The organism is Psychroflexus maritimus (assembly GCF_011089875.1).
Lineage (GTDB): Bacteria > Bacteroidota > Bacteroidia > Flavobacteriales > Flavobacteriaceae > Psychroflexus > Psychroflexus maritimus.
This window is the reverse complement of record NZ_JAANAS010000039.1, coordinates 78,645-97,621: the sequence shown is the minus strand read 5'-3', so window position 1 is coordinate 97,621 and position 18,977 is coordinate 78,645. Positions and strand designations below refer to the sequence as shown.

The 18,977-nt window shown below is 32.5% G+C and carries 22 protein-coding genes; 12 read left to right on the top strand and 10 right to left on the bottom strand.

The genetic code is table 11. The features are described 5' to 3' along the window. Positions 1–7: 7 nt before the first annotated feature. The gene (locus G7034_RS04915; RefSeq protein WP_166399853.1) at positions 8–817 is read left to right on the top strand and encodes a mechanosensitive ion channel family protein; all 810 of its coding nucleotides are present in this window, start codon (positions 8–10) and stop codon (positions 815–817) included. Between the two features lie 137 nt (positions 818–954). Here the strand turns inward: G7034_RS04915 and G7034_RS04910 are convergent, their stop codons facing one another. The 5 genes from G7034_RS04910 to msrB (G7034_RS04890) form a co-directional block, all read right to left on the bottom strand. Further along, positions 955–1,902: an aldo/keto reductase gene (locus G7034_RS04910; protein WP_166399852.1), complete on the bottom strand. Its 948-nt coding sequence runs from the start codon at positions 1,900–1,902 to the stop codon at positions 955–957. A 190-nt stretch (positions 1,903–2,092) separates the two neighbouring features. Continuing rightward, positions 2,093–3,202, bottom strand: coding sequence for a PQQ-dependent sugar dehydrogenase (locus G7034_RS04905; protein WP_166399851.1), 1,110 nt, complete (start codon positions 3,200–3,202; stop codon positions 2,093–2,095). Positions 3,203–3,456: 254 nt separating this feature from the next. Further along, the gene (locus tag G7034_RS04900) at positions 3,457–3,993 is read right to left on the bottom strand and encodes a hypothetical protein (protein WP_166399850.1); all 537 of its coding nucleotides are present in this window, start codon (positions 3,991–3,993) and stop codon (positions 3,457–3,459) included. 1 nt (position 3,994) lies between these two features. Beyond that, positions 3,995–4,384 (bottom strand): peptide-methionine (R)-S-oxide reductase MsrB, encoded by a 390-nt coding sequence (gene msrB / locus G7034_RS04895; RefSeq protein ID WP_166399849.1) that lies wholly within the window; start codon positions 4,382–4,384, stop codon positions 3,995–3,997. A 2-nt stretch (positions 4,385–4,386) separates the two neighbouring features. Further along, the gene (gene msrB / locus G7034_RS04890; RefSeq protein ID WP_166399848.1) at positions 4,387–4,872 is read right to left on the bottom strand and encodes a peptide-methionine (R)-S-oxide reductase MsrB; all 486 of its coding nucleotides are present in this window, start codon (positions 4,870–4,872) and stop codon (positions 4,387–4,389) included. Positions 4,873–4,982: 110 nt separating this feature from the next. On the opposite strand from msrB (G7034_RS04890), the gene G7034_RS04885 reads away from it, so the two are divergent. From G7034_RS04885 to G7034_RS04855, 7 genes are all read left to right on the top strand, one after another. Further along, a complete protein-coding gene (locus tag G7034_RS04885) occupies positions 4,983–5,822 on the top strand; it encodes a M48 family metallopeptidase (RefSeq protein WP_166399847.1) in 840 nt (279 codons plus the stop codon). Positions 5,823–5,831: 9 nt separating this feature from the next. Beyond that, positions 5,832–7,145, top strand: a complete 1,314-nt coding sequence (locus G7034_RS04880) for an MFS transporter (protein WP_166399846.1) — start codon at positions 5,832–5,834, stop codon at positions 7,143–7,145. A gap of 44 nt (positions 7,146–7,189) precedes the next feature. Then, positions 7,190–8,230: a DUF6252 family protein gene (locus G7034_RS04875; RefSeq protein WP_166399845.1), complete on the top strand. Its 1,041-nt coding sequence runs from the start codon at positions 7,190–7,192 to the stop codon at positions 8,228–8,230. 223 nt (positions 8,231–8,453) lie between these two features. Beyond that, a complete protein-coding gene (panB, locus tag G7034_RS04870) occupies positions 8,454–9,272 on the top strand; it encodes a 3-methyl-2-oxobutanoate hydroxymethyltransferase (protein WP_166399844.1) in 819 nt (272 codons plus the stop codon). Positions 9,273–9,414: 142 nt separating this feature from the next. Continuing rightward, complete coding sequence (gene kdsA / locus G7034_RS04865; RefSeq protein WP_166399843.1) at positions 9,415–10,233, top strand: 3-deoxy-8-phosphooctulonate synthase; 819 nt, start codon at positions 9,415–9,417, stop codon at positions 10,231–10,233. 22 nt (positions 10,234–10,255) lie between these two features. Continuing rightward, entirely contained in the window at positions 10,256–11,161 is a 906-nt protein-coding gene (locus G7034_RS04860) for a tryptophan 2,3-dioxygenase family protein (RefSeq protein ID WP_166399842.1), read from the top strand. Positions 11,162–11,165: 4 nt separating this feature from the next. Continuing rightward, a complete protein-coding gene (locus G7034_RS04855; protein ID WP_166399841.1) occupies positions 11,166–11,690 on the top strand; it encodes a hypothetical protein in 525 nt (174 codons plus the stop codon). On the opposite strand, the gene G7034_RS04850 is transcribed toward G7034_RS04855, so the two are convergent. Further along, positions 11,691–12,527: a CvfB family protein gene (locus G7034_RS04850; RefSeq protein WP_166399840.1), complete on the bottom strand. Its 837-nt coding sequence runs from the start codon at positions 12,525–12,527 to the stop codon at positions 11,691–11,693. Between the two features lie 255 nt (positions 12,528–12,782). Here G7034_RS04850 and G7034_RS04845 point away from each other — a divergent pair, with 255 nt between their 5' ends. Further along, positions 12,783–13,775, top strand: coding sequence for a hypothetical protein (locus tag G7034_RS04845; RefSeq protein ID WP_166399839.1), 993 nt, complete (start codon positions 12,783–12,785; stop codon positions 13,773–13,775). On the opposite strand, the gene G7034_RS04840 is transcribed toward G7034_RS04845, so the two are convergent. Beyond that, on the bottom strand, positions 13,772–14,185 hold the full coding sequence (locus G7034_RS04840; RefSeq protein WP_166399838.1) for an acyl-CoA thioesterase: 414 nt from the start codon (positions 14,183–14,185) through the stop codon (positions 13,772–13,774). The two genes, G7034_RS04845 and G7034_RS04840, sit on opposite strands and share 4 nt — an antisense overlap. A 162-nt stretch (positions 14,186–14,347) precedes the next feature. Here G7034_RS04840 and dnaA point away from each other — a divergent pair, with 162 nt between their 5' ends. The 3 genes from dnaA to G7034_RS04825 all read left to right on the top strand — a co-directional run bounded on the left by dnaA (position 14,348) and on the right by G7034_RS04825 (position 17,106). Beyond that, the gene (dnaA, locus tag G7034_RS04835; protein ID WP_166399837.1) at positions 14,348–15,775 is read left to right on the top strand and encodes a chromosomal replication initiator protein DnaA; all 1,428 of its coding nucleotides are present in this window, start codon (positions 14,348–14,350) and stop codon (positions 15,773–15,775) included. Between the two features lie 56 nt (positions 15,776–15,831). Further along, positions 15,832–16,284, top strand: a complete 453-nt coding sequence (locus G7034_RS04830) for a low molecular weight protein-tyrosine-phosphatase (RefSeq protein ID WP_166399836.1) — start codon at positions 15,832–15,834, stop codon at positions 16,282–16,284. A gap of 87 nt (positions 16,285–16,371) precedes the next feature. Continuing rightward, a complete protein-coding gene (locus G7034_RS04825) occupies positions 16,372–17,106 on the top strand; it encodes an SAM-dependent methyltransferase (RefSeq protein ID WP_166399835.1) in 735 nt (244 codons plus the stop codon). A gap of 29 nt (positions 17,107–17,135) precedes the next feature. On the opposite strand, the gene G7034_RS04820 is transcribed toward G7034_RS04825, so the two are convergent. From G7034_RS04820 to recF, 3 genes are read right to left on the bottom strand one after another with little or no spacing between them, the layout of a single operon-like run. Further along, positions 17,136–17,459 (bottom strand): DUF721 domain-containing protein, encoded by a 324-nt coding sequence (locus G7034_RS04820; RefSeq protein WP_166399834.1) that lies wholly within the window; start codon positions 17,457–17,459, stop codon positions 17,136–17,138. After that, complete coding sequence (locus G7034_RS04815; RefSeq protein WP_166399833.1) at positions 17,446–17,877, bottom strand: hypothetical protein; 432 nt, start codon at positions 17,875–17,877, stop codon at positions 17,446–17,448. The genes G7034_RS04820 and G7034_RS04815 overlap by 14 nt, the downstream gene beginning before the upstream one ends. Positions 17,878–17,882: 5 nt before the next feature. Beyond that, positions 17,883–18,968, bottom strand: a complete 1,086-nt coding sequence (gene recF, locus G7034_RS04810) for a DNA replication/repair protein RecF (RefSeq protein WP_166399832.1) — start codon at positions 18,966–18,968, stop codon at positions 17,883–17,885. Positions 18,969–18,977: the final 9 nt, after the last annotated feature.

The window sequence follows — 18,977 nt, the reverse complement described above, 5'->3', positions numbered from 1 at the left end:
ATAAACTATGGAAAATTACATGGAACAATTTACAGAATTAGTAATTAACTATGCTCCAAAAGTATTAGGTGCAATTATTACTTTAATTATCGGTTTTTGGATAGCCAGATTAATCGCTGGAAAGGTGAAAAATCTTATGGTAAATAAGAATGTAGATCCTACCTTAATCCCTTTCTTAACTTCACTCATTGCAATCATATTAAAAATATTAGTTCTTTTTAGCGCAGCTTCTATGTTTGGATTAGAAGTTACTTCTTTTATTGCTATTTTTAGTGCATTAGTATTTGCTATAGGACTTGGTTTACAAGGAAATTTAAGCCATATGGCAGCGGGTGTTTTATTACTTATATTTAAACCTTTTAAAGTAAAAGATTTTATTGTTACCAATGGTTATTCAGGTACTGTAAAAGAAATACAACTGATTAATACCATTTTAACTACTTTAGATAATCGAATTATTATTATACCTAATGGTCAAATTATGGGTAATCCCTTAGAGAACATAACTGCAAATCCAATGCGAAAAGTTCCTATGACTTTTGGAATTAGCTATACAGACGATATTGACAAAGCAAGAGAAGTAATTAACCAAGTGGCTAAATCTTGTGATCATATAGACCATAGTCAAGCCGTTGATATATTTGTTTCTGAACTAGGAGATAGCTCTGTTAATTTTGCTGTAAGGCCGTGGGTAAAAACTGAAGATTACTGGACAGTTTACTTTTATATGCACGAAAACATTAAAAAAGAATTTGATAAAGCAGGAATTGGAATTCCATTCCCACAAATGGATGTTCATCTTCACAAACAAAACTAAAACAAATAAAGCCGTTTCAATTTTTTTGAAACGGCTTTTTTTATTGCCTTATAAATTTTAACCTGCAATAGTTTCAAGCTTTTTAGTATTAAGTAAAAACAATAGAAAAAGCTATACTACTAATTTAACCACTAATCTCATTCATCGTATATGTTTTGATACTTTGATGTAGTTTCAAAAAACTTTCCATTTACATACCTAAAATGTTTATCTAAGGACTTTAAATCTTGCATAGCTTCCGCACTCAATTCTACTTTTATGCTTTCTAGGTTTTGCTTAATCCTTTCTGAATTTGTTGATTTAGGAATAACTGAACAGCCCCTTTCTACAGACCATTTAATTAAAACCTGAGCAGGAGAACAAAGATTTTCCTCTGCGATCTTTAATACAGTTGTATTTTCTAATAAAGAAGGTTCATTTTCAGCTTTCATTTGCGGTGACCTGTCACCACTTCCAAGCGGTGAATAAGCGGTTAAATGTATTTTATGAGATTGACAAAATTGTACCAATTCATCTTGATGTAAATAAGGGTGTAATTCCACTTGGTTTACTTCAGGAAAAACCTCTGTTTGATCAATTAAGTCTTCTAATTTTTGCTTTGAAAAATTAGAAACACCAATATGTTTTACAAGACCTTGGTTTTTGGCTTCAATCATAGCATTCCAAGTTTCTAAAATAGGAACTTCTTCCAAACTCAAGTAATCTTCTTCATTTTCAGGAAAACCTTCTAAATCTGGGCGGAATGCTACTGGCCAATGAATTAAATACAAATCGAGATAATCTAGTTGTAAATCTTTGAGCGTTTGTTTTAGCGCTGGAATCACATCTTCTTTTTTATGGGCCGTATTCCATAACTTTGAGGTAATCCAGAGTTCTTCTCTAGCTGTACCGGTGGCGTTTAAACCAGCCTTAATCCCCTCTCCTACTTCTTTCTCATTTTGATATACAGCAGCACAATCAACGTGTCTATAGCCTACTTTAATAGCTTCTTCAACTGCGTTTTTCACCTTTCCAGGAGAAGACTTCCAGGTGCCTAATCCTATAATAGGCATTTGACTTCCATCGTTAAATTTTAAATATTTCATAGTTTTTATTTTAAACCTGATTTCGATTATTCTCACTTTGTAAAAACTGATTAATCTATTTAGTTCAATAAGAATATCTATTTATTACGTTAATTTAAATCAACATAACTAATGTTTTCCTTCAAAAAATTGCATTGAAACTAAATATCCGTTTTGATTTTGAATTTATGATTATAATCGAACTCAGTTTTTAAGATTTAGGTAAAATTTTAATCACACCAACCCCCTCAACTCCAGCGTAGATAAATCCATCTGGACTTTGTTTAACACTTCTAAGACGACCGATATTTTTTAATATTTTTTTTCGTTGTTTTACATTTTCACCTTCTAATTCACAAAGTTCGAGGTAAGAAAACTTTAACGAGCCAACTAATAAGTGGCCTTTCAGTTCAGGGTATTTATCTGAAGTTACAAATGTCATTCCTGAAGGAGCGATAGAAGGTGTCCAATGTAACAAAGGTTGTTCCATTCCTTCTTTTTCAGTTTTTTCTGTCAAAACACTACCATCGTAGTTAATTCCAAAGCTAATAACTGGCCACCCATAGTTTTTTCCAGCTTCAATTATATTAATTTCATCTCCTCCTTTAGGTCCGTGTTCGTGAATCCAAATTTTTCTTGTTTCTGGGTGAATTTCCATTCCTTGTGGGTTTCTATGACCATAAGAAAATATTGCTTTTTTAGCGCCATTATTATTTACAAATGGATTATCATGAGGAATACTTCCATCGTCATTTAAACGATAAATTTTTCCACCATCACGAGTAATATCTTGAGGATTTTCATCACGATTTCCACGATCTCCAACTGAAAAATATAGGTGTCCTTCGTCATCAAATTCTATTCTGCTTCCAAAGTGATAAGGCTTGTCTGTTAATGGTTGAGCAGTATAAATTTCTTTAATATTAGTAAGCCTATTGCCGTTGAGTTTAGCGCGAACAATTTTAGTATTCGCCAGTTCTCCACTTCCCCCATTAGAGGCAAAACTAAAGTAAACAAATGCATTCTCTTTGAAATTAGGATGCAATTTCACATCTAATAAACCGCCCTGACCTTTTACAATAACTTCAGGAGCATTATTTACTTGAGTTAAATTGCCGTTGCTAAATAAGTAAATATTACCTTCTTTTTCAGTAAGTATCATACTCCCATCTTCAAAAAAATCTATACCCCAAGGAATTTCAAGCTCTGAACTAACAATTTCAAATCCATAACCCTCTTCAACTTCTTGTACATCATTAGATTGCGCACATGATGAATTAAAAAAGGTGAGGAGCAATATTAATACAGTAATTTTTTCCATTATTTTTCAATTTAAAAATCAAGGTATAAACTTACAATACTATTACTAAATCCTTATTAAATAAAACTCAATTTATCAATTGTCATTCTTAAAGTATTCGAAATAATTTCATTTAAATAATCAAAGGAAAAAGCAACACTTGAAATACACAGAGCTTCCATTAGTTAAATTAAATGTTTTCAAGAAACCCTAAGCTAATTCTCAATATAGATTTAAACAAAAAAAGGCTCAAATAAATGAGCCTTTTTTTAAAATTAATTTTGGAAGTTTTTTACTTCAAAATTTTGATCGTAAGTGATGAGTAATTCTTCTAATTCTTGATAATTAAGCGTTTCAAAGTTAGGGTGCATTTCAGCAAAATCAGCAGGAATAATTGCTATTCTGAAGATTTGATCTAGTTTGATGTTGTCTGGAAGATTATTTAAATCAAAATTACCATCTAAAAAAATGTTGACATCTAAAAAACTATGATTAAAATCGAAACTAGCGACACCGTCAGGCAAGTAAAAGATTGAAGGTAAAGGAGACCATATATCAATTGGACCCGAAGAATCAGGTATAACATCTTCAAGCCAATACACCATAACAGCATCACTTTCAAACACCTCAATATCTTGAGGAAAATCTATAATTGCTGAAAAATCGTTAGTACTTGTGAAATTGACATTTACTTCAAAAACTTGACCTAATATATTAATTCCAGCCGGTCCTTGAGGTCCTATTGGTCCTCGATCTCCACTACATGCTACTAAAAGAGCTAGCACAATAATTAAGCTAATTGTTTTTTTCATTTTATGTTGATTTAGAATTAAAGTCCAAACATACGGAATTTACACAATATCTTTTGCCTGTTTTTGTAGGACCATCGTCAAAAATATGTCCTAGGTGACTTTTACAAGTAGAACAAAGAATTTCAACACGTTGCATACCCAACGATTGATCCATTTTATATTCTATTGCACCTTCTTTAGATTCGTCAAAACTTGGCCACCCACAACCACTATCAAATTTAGAATTACTTGTAAATAATGGCGTTTCACAAACTTTACAATGATATGTACCTTCCTTAAAATGAGTGTTATATTCACCCGTAAATGGTCTTTCTGTATGAGCTTTCCTCATGACATTAAACTCAAGTTTACTCAATTTTTCTTTTAAATCTTTGTCATTAAAATTTCTCATCTTTACTTATTATCTGGTTTAAACAATAATGCAGCACCATTAATACAATGCCTCATACCTGTTGTATTTTTTGGTCCATCATTAAATATATGCCCTAAATGTCCTCCACATTTCCCACAAAGCGCCTCGTCTCTTTTATAACCTAATTTAGTATCGGAGCTATAAACTAAACTTCCATCAATCTCACGATCAAAGCTAGGCCAGCCCGTACCGCTATCAAATTTATATTTAGTTCTGTATAGTTCGTTTCCACAAGCTGCACAAACAAATACGCCCGATTCTTTAACATCATTTAAAGCACTAGAATGTGCAGGCTCTGTTCCTGCTTTTCTAAGGACATAAAACTGCATTTCGGAAAGTTCTTTTTTCCACTCATCTTCTGTTTTTTGTACTTTAAATTCTGAAGATTTAGTTGCTAGAGTTTTCTTTTGTGCCTCAGATTGACAAGAAAAAAGAAGACACAAAATTACTAGTTGAGCTAATTTCATTTTTTTTTGCACTAAGTTATTTTTTTTCCAGAAAAAACATCACAATAACTTGTTAATTGAAATTTGAAATATCTCATTTTTTTCGATTAATTTTGCATAAAACACAATTCATGAAGAAGCGATTAAATTACAAGTTGAGTATCGTATTATTTGCCTTATTGTTTTTCAGCAACTGTGCCACAAATCCATTTACAGGGAAAAGTACTTTAGCTCTTATTCCAAATTCTCAAATATTACCCTCCTCTTTTCAGCAATACGATCAAGTAATTGAGCAAAGTGAAGTAATTAAAGGCACAACAGAAGCCAAGGCTGTGAAAAAGGTTGGATTAGAAATAGCTAATGCTGCTAAACAATGGCTTGATGCTAATGGTTTTAAAGGTTACACTGACGAATATAAATGGGAGTTTTCGTTAATTAATAGTGAAGCAGTTAATGCTTGGGCTATGCCTGGTGGTAAAATTGCTTTTTACACAGGAATTATGCCAATAGCCAAAAATTATAATGGTTTGGCTACCATTATGGGGCATGAAGTGGCGCATGCACTTGCTAATCACGGTCAACAACGAATGAGCGCAGGTTCTGTTCAACAAACTCTTGGTGCAGCTGGTGCTTTACTCCTTAGTGAAAACCAAAAACAACAAGAAACTTTTATGATGGCTTACGGTCTAGGTTCTCAAGTTGGTGTGATGTTACCTTTTAGTAGAAAGCATGAAACTGAAGCAGACGAAATAGGACTAAAATTAATGGCTATTGCAGGTTATAATCCTAACGAAGGCTATAAATTATGGCAAAGAATGGCTGAACAAAGCGGTGGTGGAACTCCTCAATTTTTAAGCTCGCATCCTTCACCAGAATCAAGAATTCAAAACTTAAAGAAACAAGCTAAAATAGCTGAAACCGAAGCAAAAAAAATGGGGGTTACCTCTTTTAAAGCAAACCAGAGCTTATAAATTCAATAAATGAAAAAGGGAAATAAGAAACTTATTTTTGCATGGGCATTTTATGATTGGGCAAATTCTGTTTACAGCTTAGTAATAACCTCTGCTATTTTTCCGCTATTTTACGGAGCCTTGACTATAGTAAAAGATGAGGAAGGAAATATGATTTCTGATCAAGTGGACTTTCTAGGGATGAGCTTCAATAATGACGCACTAATTAGTTATACCACTGCCCTAGCCTTTATATGTATTGTTATCTTAAGTCCCTTACTTTCTGGTATAGCCGATTTTAATGGTAAGAAAAAAAGCTTCATGAAATTTTTTAACTACTTAGGAGTAGCAGGATGTATAGGTTTGTATTGGTTTAACCTTGAGTTTCTATGGTTAGGATTACTATTTTACTTATTTGGATTAATTGGTTTTTGGGGCAGTATCGTTTTCTATAATTCATATTTACCAGATATTGCAAATAAAGACCAACAAGATCAAGCAAGTGCTAAAGGGTTTGCTTTAGGCTATATAGGAAGCGTAATATTATTAATTATTTGTTTAATTATGATATTAAATTACGCTGCTTTTGGATTTGAAAGTAAATCAACACCAACGCGAATTTCTTTTATTCTTACAGGAATCTGGTGGCTTGGCTTTAGTCAATATACCTATTTCTATTTGCCATATCTAGAACCCAAAAAAAACAATTCAGGAAGTTTAATCTATTCAGGATATGAAGAAGTAAAAAAGGTGTTTTTAAAAATCAAAGACAACCCCCAGTTTTATCGCTACCTAATTGCATTTTTTGTTTATAGTATGGCTGTTCAAACTATTATGCTAGTAGCCACCTATTTTGGTGTAAAAGAAATAAAATGGGGAGAAACTGATGCAACTAAAGGCTTAATTACAAGCATTTTACTTATACAGTTAGTGGCCATTGCAGGTGCCTTTTTGGCAGCAAAACTCGCTAAAAAATACTCAAACATCTGGGTTTTAATAGGAATTAATATAATTTGGGTATTCATTTGTTTTTACGCATTCCTAATTGAAAGTCCTATTCAATTTTACATTACCGCCTTTTTTGTTGGCCTAGTAATGGGAGGCATACAATCCTTGTCAAGATCAACCTATTCTAAAATGATTCCTAAAAAAGAAAAAGACACCACCTCGTTTTTTAGCTTTTTTGATGTTACTGAAAAATTAGGCATCATAATAGGAATGTTGCTCTACGGAAGTATTGCCCAAATTACAGGTAATGTGAGGAATGCAATTATTTTTTTAAGTCTCATTTTTATCTGTGGAATAATTTTATTGATGAGAGTGCCTAAAAAGAATGATATTTGATTAATTTTCCTTATGTTTACCCAAACTTTTAAGAAAATTTAGAAATGAACAATTTTAAATTAAATAAGAATTATTTATTACTACTTTTAATTTCTGTTATCTTTTTTTCATGCGATAATGAACAACTAGAAGGAAATTTTGCTATTAACGACAATGATGAAAATGTTTTTAACCCCAATGAAAATGCAACTTTTGAAGTCGAACTAAATGGCGAGCTATTTGTTGCTGAATCTGTTGAAGCTTTTTTTACCGAAGACGGATACACCATTGATGCTAAAAACGGAAACAAAGAAGTTTCTATCTCGCTTCCTACTTTATCTGTAAATACTTACGAGTTTTCAAATGAAGGAAGTGATGCTTTTATATCATTTACAGACAATCAGAATTTCGCAAATGCATTTTTCTCTGGCAGTAATGGAAGTTTAACCGTTACTTCATTAAACCAAGAAACAAGAACCGCTGGAGGTAATTTTGATGGAACACTTACTGAAATTTTAGCTAATGAGGAAGATATTAGTATGACAAATGGTCAATTTCAAAATGTTGTTTTTATCCCTGGATTTGACGATTTTGATTTTAATCAAGTTGGCGGCGACTTTATGACTGCGCTTTTTGATGGAGAAGCTTTTGATGCAGATCAAATAAGTGTTTTTACCGATATTGATCTAGCTGAAGAAAACGAAGAAGAAGAAGAAGAAGAAGAAGAAGGTGGAGAAGATGGTAATGAGGATGAGGATGTGCCAGAACCAGAACCTGAGTTTATATTTGTAAGAGGTACACAAACCATTGATGTTGATTTACCCGATATTGATTTACCTGACGGTGAAGATGGCGATATTGATATACCAGATAGCATAACTATTGGAATAACATTAAGATTCCCTGTTAACCAGCCTGTTGGTGTATTTGAATTTGATCAAAATTCAGCCATACAAGCAAGCCTAGATACTGAAGAGTTTTTGGATGAAGCTAGCGATGGTGTTATAGATGTGCAAAGCTTTAACGAAACAGAAATAAGAGGCCAATTTAACTTTACTACTTCTAGTGGAGAGGTAACGGGAGGAGCTTTTAGGGCTACCCCTTAATTTAAAACTGACTACGAAAAAAAGCCACAAATTTTTTGTTTGTGGCTTTTTTTGTAATCCTATATTGTCCTAATTAAAATTAGAATATGCTTTATGAAATGATGAATCTAGTATGTAATCAAATTCATTTTTAAAAAAAATAGCTAGAGATCAATACATTTCTATAGTTCAAATTAAAACAATACAGAGAAATATGTATTTTTACAACAAAATATAAATAGTTATGTCAACAGCTAAAAAACAATACAAAAGAGTAACCGTTAAATCGCTTGTAGATATGAAATCTAACAACGAAAAAATTTCAATGCTCACCGCTTATGATTATACCATGGCAAAAATTGTTGATCAAGCAGGTGTTGATGTAATTTTAGTAGGTGATTCAGCTTCTAATGTAATGGCAGGTCATGAAACTACACTTCCAATTACATTAGATCAAATGATTTATCATGCTAGTGGAGTTATTAGAGCAATAGATCGCAGTTTAGTGGTTGTTGATTTACCTTTTGGGAGTTACCAAAGCGATCCAAAAGAAGCCTTGCGTTCTTCAATTCGAATTATGAAAGAAAGTGGTGCTCATGCTGTAAAAATGGAAGGTGGTAGTGAAATTAAAGATTCTATAAAACGCATATTAAAAGCAGGTATTCCTGTAATGGGACATTTAGGACTAACACCGCAGTCCATTTATAAATTTGGCACCTATACCGTACGAGCGAAAGAAGAGGCTGAAGCCGAAAAATTGAAATCTGATGCGCTACTTTTAGAACGATTAGGCTGTTTCGCGCTAGTTCTTGAAAAAGTTCCAGCCAAACTTGCTCAAGAAGTAGCCGAAAGCATTAGTATTCCCGTAATTGGCATTGGTGCAGGTAATGGCGTAGATGGTCAAGTATTAGTTCTTCACGATATGCTAGGAATGGATCACGAATTTAACCCCCGTTTTTTAAGAAGGTATGCCGATTTAAAAACTATTATGACAGAGGCTTTTGTTCAATACAATAAAGATGTAAAAACAGGTGACTTTCCAAGTGAAAATGAGCAGTATTAATCTTCTAGGAAAGTTTTTCAGAAGTAGTAAAAGTAAGATGAATTCCTGTATTTAGGCACACAAATATAAAGTCGTTTAGCTTTATCATCATTACTTCAAAAAAATGAAGAAAAATTCCGTAATTTTGACAAAAATCAAAATAATGGATATCAAAAAAATAAAAAACATAAAGCATACATCATCCAATAATTTCTTTCTGCTTTCTGGTCCTTGTTCAATTGAAGGAAGGGATATGGCTTTTAGAATTGCTGAAGAAATGGTGAGAATTTCGGATGAACTTAAAATTCCTTATGTATTTAAAGGTTCGTTTAAAAAGGCTAACCGAAGTAGAATTGACTCCTACACAGGCATTGGCAACGAAAAAGCCCTTAAAATCCTTGAAGAAATTGGTCAGCATTTTGATATTCCAACCGTCACCGATATCCATGAAGTGAGCGATGCAGAAATGGCTGCAAATTATGTGGATGTATTGCAAATCCCAGCTTTTTTAGTAAGACAAACCGATTTAGTAGTAGCGGCCGCCAAAACAGGAAAAACCGTTAACTTAAAAAAAGGCCAATTTATGAGTCCAGAAAGCATGGAACATGCAGTTAGAAAAGTAACCGACTCTGATAATGAATTAGTTATGATTACTGATCGTGGAACCATGTTTGGATACCAAGATTTAATTGTAGATTTTAGAGGCATACCAAGCATGAAAAAATTTGCTACCACCATTTTAGATGTTACCCACTCGCTTCAACAACCTAACCAAAGTTCAGGGGTAACGGGTGGAAGACCAGAAATGATTGAAACAATTGCACGTGCAGGTGTAGTTAATCAGGTTGATGGTTTATTTATTGAAACACATTTTAATCCTGCTGAAGCTAAAAGTGATGGAGCAAATATGCTAGACTTGAAACACATGAAAGGTTTAATGAAAAGGCTTATTGAAATTAGACAAACTATCAATTCTTTTTAAGAACTACTAAACCTAACTAAATATGAGTAAAAGAGAAAAATTAATAAATAAAATTGTTGAAAAATACGAAGCACTTGGCGAAAATCCAGACACCTATCTTGAGGGATTGCTTCATCAAAGTCCTATTGAATACTGGGATTACATTCAAGTAGAAAGCTTACTGTCGCTTCAAAAGCCAGTTACAAATTTTAAAGATGAAGTGGTGTTTATTGGTTATCATCAAATTACTGAGTTAACCTTAAAATTAATGATTCATGAAATTAAACAATTGATCTTTAATGATTTAGATGAGGCTATATTTTCAGATAAATTAGGGCGATTAACGAGATACACTGATTTATTAATTACATCGTTTTCTGTAATGAAAAACGGAATGAGTTATGAAGATTACAATACCTTCAGAATGAGCTTGGCACCAGCAAGTGGTTTTCAGAGTGCTCAATTCCGTTTTTTAGAGATTTACTGTACGCCTATACTTAATTTAGTAAATGAAAAAGGCAAAGAACGCCTGTCTAGCAACCCAAGCTTAGATGAACTTTTTAAAAATATATACTGGCGTGATGCGGGATATAATCAAACAACAGGAAAATCAAATCAAACTTTAAGCGTCTTTGAGAAAAAATACCTCAAAGAGTTTAAGGCATTAGCCAAAGAAGTTGAAGGCAAAACCTTAAATGAACAGTTAATGCGTATTGAGCAACCTTCAGAAAAGTTGATTAAATCAGTAAAAGACTTCGATTATAATTACAATGTAAAGTGGCCTCTTACTCATTTAGCTACAGCTTCAAAGTATTTAAACTCAAAAGGAGAAAATAAAGCAGCCACCGGCGGAAGTGAATGGCAAAAATACCTTCACCCAAAATATCAGCAACGAAAATTCTTTCCTCAATTATGGCACGATAATAGTATATTAGATTGGAAAAAATAAGGTTTTGGCTACAAAGATTTGTTTATTAATAATCAGCTTCATTGGCTCCATAGTTGTTGCTTCATCGCAAGAACTTGGTAAGCAAAGAGATTTTGATTTATATGACAAACCATTACTAAGTACTTTTTTTGAAGAAACTTTGTATTCAAGGCCACGTCAAGAGCTTGTTTCTACTAAATATATGTATGAACGAAAAGGAGAAATACAAGAAATTGACATGCTTTATGAAATTGAACGAAAACAACAATATAGAAAAGAGCAAGCTGCCAAATACAAAGAAAATGTTGAACGTTTTAGAGAAAAATTCAATGTTCAAGATATACAAAAAACTGATAATATGAGATTTAGAGCGGAAACCTATTTGCGCCAAACAAATCAATTTCAAGAACCTTATTTAATGAATTCTGGAAGTGCTATTAGGCATCCCTTATATCGCTCAAGCTATATGAGACCAAGACTAAACAGCTACGGATATGGAGCACAAATTGAAACAAGTATAATAAAAAAAGAAGAGGAAAAAGAAAATTAATTAGTTCGTTTTCCTGTAAATCCCATCTCCATTTTTAATTTCTATTTGTCGATCTTTATAAAGCGTTCCAATAGCTTTTTTAAAAGATTTTTTACTCATCTGAAGCAACTGTTTAATTAAATCGGGTTCAGATTTATCATGAAGAGGTAAATACCCGTTAGCATCTTCTAAAACTTCAAGCACTTTTTGCGCGTTGGGCTCGATACTTCTATATCCAGGTCGTTCCAAAACCAAATCAATTTTATTATCTTCTCTAATTTTCTTCACAAACGCCTTCATACGGTCGCCTACTTTAATAGGTTTGTGAATATCATTATTAAAAATCATTCCTAAGTGAATTTCATTAATAATAGCTTGAAAACCTAAATCGGTAGGATTAGAAACAATAATATGAACTTCTTCGAAAGCTTCAACGGTTAAGTCTGCATTATCTACAAAATGATGAACTTTACTTGAAGCTACTAGACGATTAGTGATTTCATCTAAGTAACAAAAAATAAGGTAAGGTTCGCCAATTTGCATTTTAGATGCCTGTTCTTTGTAAGGCACAAAAAGTTGTTTTTCTAAACCCCAATCCATAAACGAACCATATTGGTTAGTGTCAACGCAGGTTAACATAGCAAATTCGTCAAGTTCTACATAAGGCTGTAAGGTAGTTGCTACAGGACGCTCTTCATGATCAAGATAAACAAAGACTTTCAACTGATCTCCTATTTCATAAGATGCTGGAATATATTTATTGGGCAATAAAACCTCTTCGCCAGCTTCATTAGTAAGAAATAAACCGGGAGGTGTTAATCGTTCAATTGTCAATTCATGTTTTACCCCAATATCCATAACTTATTTATTTTTTTACAAAGATAGGTAATAGTCTTGTTACTTCATATTTACGCAATCAAAATATGATTCAATTTATAAACGCTAAAAACTTAAAGCTGATACCTCTTTTATAGTTGTTCAAGTTAAAGAAATGAGTTATGAATCTATTATAGGTTCTGAGTATTCGATTTTTCAAGAAATAGAAATTTAAATTTATTATTTACACTAGTTGGTCAATTTTTGTTTTATACTTTTGTATAAAGTTATTAAACAATGAATAAGATTTTTTTCTTTTTTGGAATATTTCTTCTATTGTCTTCTTGTAATGATGGAGATGAAGTAGTTTCAAGTTTCGATTTTGACCAAGACACTAATTTAAATTTGTGTACAAATGGCAATGAAAATGTTCTTCACTTTATCAATTCTGAAACTAATGAAGCTATTTCATTTAGGTTTCAAAGCTCAGGTTTTGATGGAAAATTTGAAGGACTTTGCCCCCCTGCCCCAATTGAAATAAACATCAACAATACTAACGAAATAGTTTACAGGAAGCTTTCTAATTCTATTAATTCTGATGAGTACTTTTGCCAGCAAGTACCACCGAGTTCTCCTAGAGTTGAACAAGAATTTAGAAGTACCACTGGAGGAAAAGCTACCTTGTTTTTTGGCATTCAGAGTCAGGACGACAATGATGGTGTACCTCCTCAACTAGAAGATATAAATGGAAACGGAAATCTTTTTGACGATGATACTGATAGTGATGGAATACCAAATTTTTTAGATACCGATGACGATAATGACAATGTACCAACCGCAGTAGAAATTATTGACGAATTTGGAAACTCACCAAACAATCCAGATAATGCATTTGATTTTGTAGATTTTGATGCTGATGGCGTTCCTAACTATTTAGACGAAGACGATGATGGAGACGGCGTGATTAGTAGGCATGAAGATTTAAACGCATTTGATGAGCTAGATGATGATGGAAACCCAATTTTAAATCCGCAAACAGCAGTAAATGAACAAGGTGTACCTCACTATCTAAACCCTGAAGTAACAGAAGAATTAGTTATTGATTTGTACCGTCCAAATGTTATTACAAGAACCTTTAGAGTGCAAGTAGTCTTTGAAAATGTATCTTTAGAAAGAGCTGATGGTGAACAAATCATTACTTTTTCTACACTACAATTAGGTAATTATCAGGTTACCTCTAATAACGAGGTTTTACCTATTACTTTTGAGGCTACAGAAAACTGTAATTAATCAAATTTAATTTTCTGAAAAGCATTTAAAATATAAGTTGGACATTTAATTGGCTTCCTAGATGAAGCATTCACGAAAACTAATGTAGTATAGCCCGAAGTGACCAATTCTTGTTTTTCATTAAAAATTCGATAATTGAATTTGATTTTTACGTCAGGCAGATTATTTAACGAAGTTTTAACGATTAGATTTTCTCCAAATTTAACAGGTCTATGATACTTTACATGAAGATCATATACGGGTAGCATAATTCCGTCTTCCTCCATTTTGTGGTAATGCAAATCAAATTGGTTTAACCAATCTAACCTTCCAATTTCAAAGTATAATGGATAAACGGAATGATGTACTACCCCCATCTGGTCGGTTTCTGCATAACGTACTGTAATTTTACTTAATGAGATATTGTTCATTTTTTAGACTATTTATTTGTTTTTAAACTAGTGTTTCATTATGCATAAAAAAAAATTAAAAAACAACATAAATTTCATTTTTTTATTAGCTAATTTGTTCACATATTTGTAGCTCGTAAAAATTACTTTACAATTTATTAACCTTGAAATTTAATTCAAATTATGTCAAAAGATGCGGTTACAGTTTGGAATAGTTGTCTTCAATTTATAGAAGATAATATTACTCCGCATTTGTTTGATACTTGGTTTAAGCCAATCAAGCCAGTTAAATTAGAAAATTCTTCGCTAAGTATTCAAGTTCCTTCAAAATTCTTTTTTGAGTGGTTAGAAGAGCATTATGCAGAGCTTCTAAAAGCATCATTAAGAAAAGAGTTAGGAAGAAACGCTAAGCTTGTTTACAACATACGCATGGAAAATAAGCGAGGAAATAACCCCGCTTACACAGAGAATTTACCGAGTACCAAACGAAAAAAAATTGACTATCAGGACATTGATAGTAAAAAAGGGAAACGCCCCGAATTAAAAAACCCATTTGTAATTCCAGGGATTAAGAACTTAAAAATAGATTCTCAACTTAATTCAAATTATAACTTTGATAATTTTCTTGAAGGAGAATCTAACCGTCTAGCTCGTTCTGCTGGAAGAGCAATTGCTAATAAACCCGGTGGTACTTCTTTTAATCCTTTACTTGTTTTTGGGGGCAGCGGTCTTGGAAAAACCCACCTTGCTCACGCTATTGGTGTGGACATTAAAGAAAAATATCCAGAGAAGACAGTACTATATATCTCTTCAGAAAAATTTACTCAACAATTTATAGATTCAGTCACAAAACGAAATAACAGAAACGATTTTATTCATTTTTACCAATTAGTTGACGTTCTAATTGTTGATGATATTCAGCTTTTATCTGGAAAAGCAGGAACACAAGAAGCTTTTTTCCACATTTTCAATCATTTGCATCAAAACGGCAAGCAAGTTGTTTTAACTAGTGATAAAGCACCGGTTGATATGCAGGATATTGAACAGCGATTACTTTCTAGATTCAAATGGGGTTTATCCGCTGAACTTCAAACTCCAGATTACGAAACAAGAATAAACATCATCAAGTCTAAACTCTTTAGAGATGGCGTAGAAATGCCAGATGAAATTGTTGAATATTTAGCTGAAAACGTAAAACACAATATTCGAGAATTAGAAGGTGCTATTATTTCACTTATAGCCCACTCCTCTTTTAGTAAGAAAGAAATTGACCTTGAGCTAACTGAACGTGTTGTTAGTAACTTTGTTAGAAAGACTAAAAAGGAATTGTCTATTGGTCAAATTCAAAAAGTGGTAAGCGAATACTTTGACATGGATGTAGATACACTTCAGTCAAAAACAAGAAAAAGACACATTGTGCAGGCTAGACAAATTGCAATGTATTTTTCAAAAAAAATGACCAAGTCTTCTTTAGCTAATATTGGCAAAGAAATAGGCAAAAGAGATCATGCCACTGTTCTGCACGCTTGTAAAACTGTAGATAATTTAAAATCTACCGACAAAAGCTTTAACAAATATGTAGAAGAGCTTCAACTTAAGCTTAAGACATAAATTAACCTACTTAATTTCTTTAATCTAAATTCCTTTTATATTTTTGGTAAAAAAAAATGATTAAAATTCTTATGGTGTGTTTAGGTAATATCTGCAGATCACCACTAGCTGAAGGAATATTGAAATCAAAGGTAAATTCAAATCGAATTGAAGTAGATTCAGCAGGTACATCAGACTCTCATGAGGGAGAATTACCTGATTTTAGGTCTATTGAAGTCGCTCAAGAACATGGATTAGATATCACAAATCAAAGAAGCAGACCTTTTAAAAGAGAAGATTTTGATAAATTTGATTACATTTATGTGATGGATCAATCCAATTACTCTAATGTGGTTAAATTAGCTTCAAATGAAAGTGATATCAATAAGGTAAAACTAATTTTAAACGAATTACTTCCTGAAGAAAACCAAGAAGTGCCCGATCCCTATTATGGAGGCGCTAGTGGCTTTGAAAATGTATATCAAATGTTAGATAAGGCTTGTCAAGTAATCGTTAAAAAAATAAACTGATGAAACATGCATCTTGAAAGCTTCTACACACAAGAGGATGATTATATGGGTCTCATCTTACCACTTATAAACAAATAAAATAAACAGATGAAAGAAAATGAAACAACAAAGGCAGCAGGAAAATTGTACCTTATCCCTTCAAGGTTAGGTGAACAGCCACCTCTAGAAATTTTACCTCTTTCAATTAGGAAAATAATTAACGACATAAACCATTATATTGTAGAAAATGAAAAAGTTTCTAGAGCTTTCATTAAAAAAATCACACCTACTAAGTCGCAGGCAGAACTAGAAATTTACACCCTCAATAAGTTCACGCAAGAAATTGAAATTCCTGAGATGCTAGCTCCATGTTTGGATGGAATTGACGTTGGATTGATGTCTGATGCAGGTTGTCCTGGAGTGGCTGACCCTGGAGCAAAAGCAATTAGTGCTGCTCACAAAAAAGAAATACAAGTAGTTCCTTTAGTTGGTCCCTCGTCAATTTTATTAGCTTTAATGGCAAGTGGTTTAAATGGGCAAAATTTTGCGTTCAATGGCTATTTACCTATAGATAAAGCGAAATGTAAATCTAAAATTAAACAACTAGAAAAAAGAGCAAAACAAGAAAACCAAAGTCAGATTATCATTGAAACTCCCTACCGAAACGAATCGGTTTTAAAAACTTTACTCAACAGCTTACACCCAACAAGCTATTTAACGTTAGCTTGTGACCTTACTTTAAGTACAGAATACATTAGGACAAAAACTATAGGCGAATGGAAATCAACTAGCTTGCCAGATTTACACAAGAAACCATGTGTGTTTGTTTTTCATAATTACTAACTAACTGAACGGACTTATATTCATATACTTTAAACCAACACCACTTCTTTGATTAAAGATTGATCTAAGGCTTCATTTAAATTATTTTTTATTTTAGACTTTCCGTAAGACAATTCTTCTCTTAAAGTTGAAGAGGTTAATTTCACAATAAGCTTTCCTCTTCTTAATTGAATACTTTGTGTATATTGAAAAATCGCTGGTCCCATGACTGCTTCCCAGGTTTCTTTAAGTCTTATTTCCTCAAAACCCGAAGAGAGTTTTTTCATCTGTTTAAACTTTTTAAGCACATCTCCGATAGATTGTTCTTCAGCAAAGCGTTTTTTAAATTCGTCTTTGGATTTATATTTCTTCATCGCCATAATCAATTTTTTCAAAGCGTTCATAAGTAAAAATCAAACCTGTAGTACTACTTTTTACTTTCATTTGATTTTTAGATAAATCAAAAACGGCATCTGTTCTTGCATCATAAATGTTTTTAAAATGAAGAAATATAGTATCTGAAGTTACTTCAGTTGTAAAGGTTTCTTGGTCTTCACTTACTTTAAATCCGCCTTGTATTGTAGGTTTTGCCTTTTTTCTCACACCAATAGAGTCGGTTATCTCATAAAAATCAACCGTTTCTATAAAATCGTATTGCTTAATGGCTCCTTTAGGATTTTCAGCTTCTTTAATTTGCCAATAACCATTAATTAATTGAGTTTCTCCTAAACTATTTTGATTGCAACTAAAAAGTATAGTTATCAATAAAAAACTAATTGCTATATATTTCATCCTGTTCAATTTAAATGAATCATTTTATAATTTTTAGTATTTGCTTTCACTACATTTTCAGTTCTTTCTGCATGTGTATCAGAAATAAAAAGCTGTCCTAAATCGTCTCTCATAATCATAGAAATAATTTGAGTTACCCTATTTTCATCTAATTTATCAAAAACATCATCCAATAGAAGAATGGGTTTGATGCCTTTTAATTTATAGAGAAAATCATATTGTGCAAATTTTAATGCAATCAAAAATGATTTTTGTTGCCCTTGTGAGCCGAATTTTTTAATGGGATAGTCGTTAAGTGTGAATATCAAATCGTCTTTGTGTATTCCAATTGTGGTATATTGTTTTTTCAAGTCAGTTTGAATAGATTCTTTCATTAAATCCAAATAATTTTCAGCGCTAATTTTAGTCTTGTAAGTCAGTCCTATTTCCTCATGACTATTACCGCTTATATCAATATAACGTCTTTTTAAGAGCGGGAGGTAAGTATTAAGAAATTGCTTTCTTTCATTAAATATATAAGTTCCGTAATCTGTTAGTTGTTCGTTATAAACGTCTATATTAGCTTGGTTAAAGCTACGGTTCGCGGCAAAAAACTTCAGAAGCGCATTACGCTGACTCAAAATTTTATTGTAATTGATTAAATATTGAAGATAGGTAGAATTAGATTGGGCAATGATGCCGTCAATAAATTTTCTTCTCACTTCACTCCCTTCCGTAATTAAATCTCGGTCTGAAGGTGAAATAATAACCAACGGAATATGGCCTACGTGGTCTGCAATACGCTCATAAGTTTTGCCGTTGCGTTTAATCACTTTTTTTTGACCTTTTTTAGCAGAAAGAATAATACGCTCTTCTTTTTCAGAGAAATCAAACTGACCATCAATAACAAAAAACTCACATCCATGCTTAATATTCTGGCTAGTTACCGGGTTGAAATAGCTTTTCCCAAAGGCCAATGCATAAATACTATCTAAGGCGTTAGTTTTTCCAATTCCGTTTCTGCCAACAAAACAATTCACGTGCGCATCAAATTGAAAATCAGCTTGAGTTATATTTTTAAAATTAAGTAAACTTAATCGCTTTAAAATCATACGTTTAAT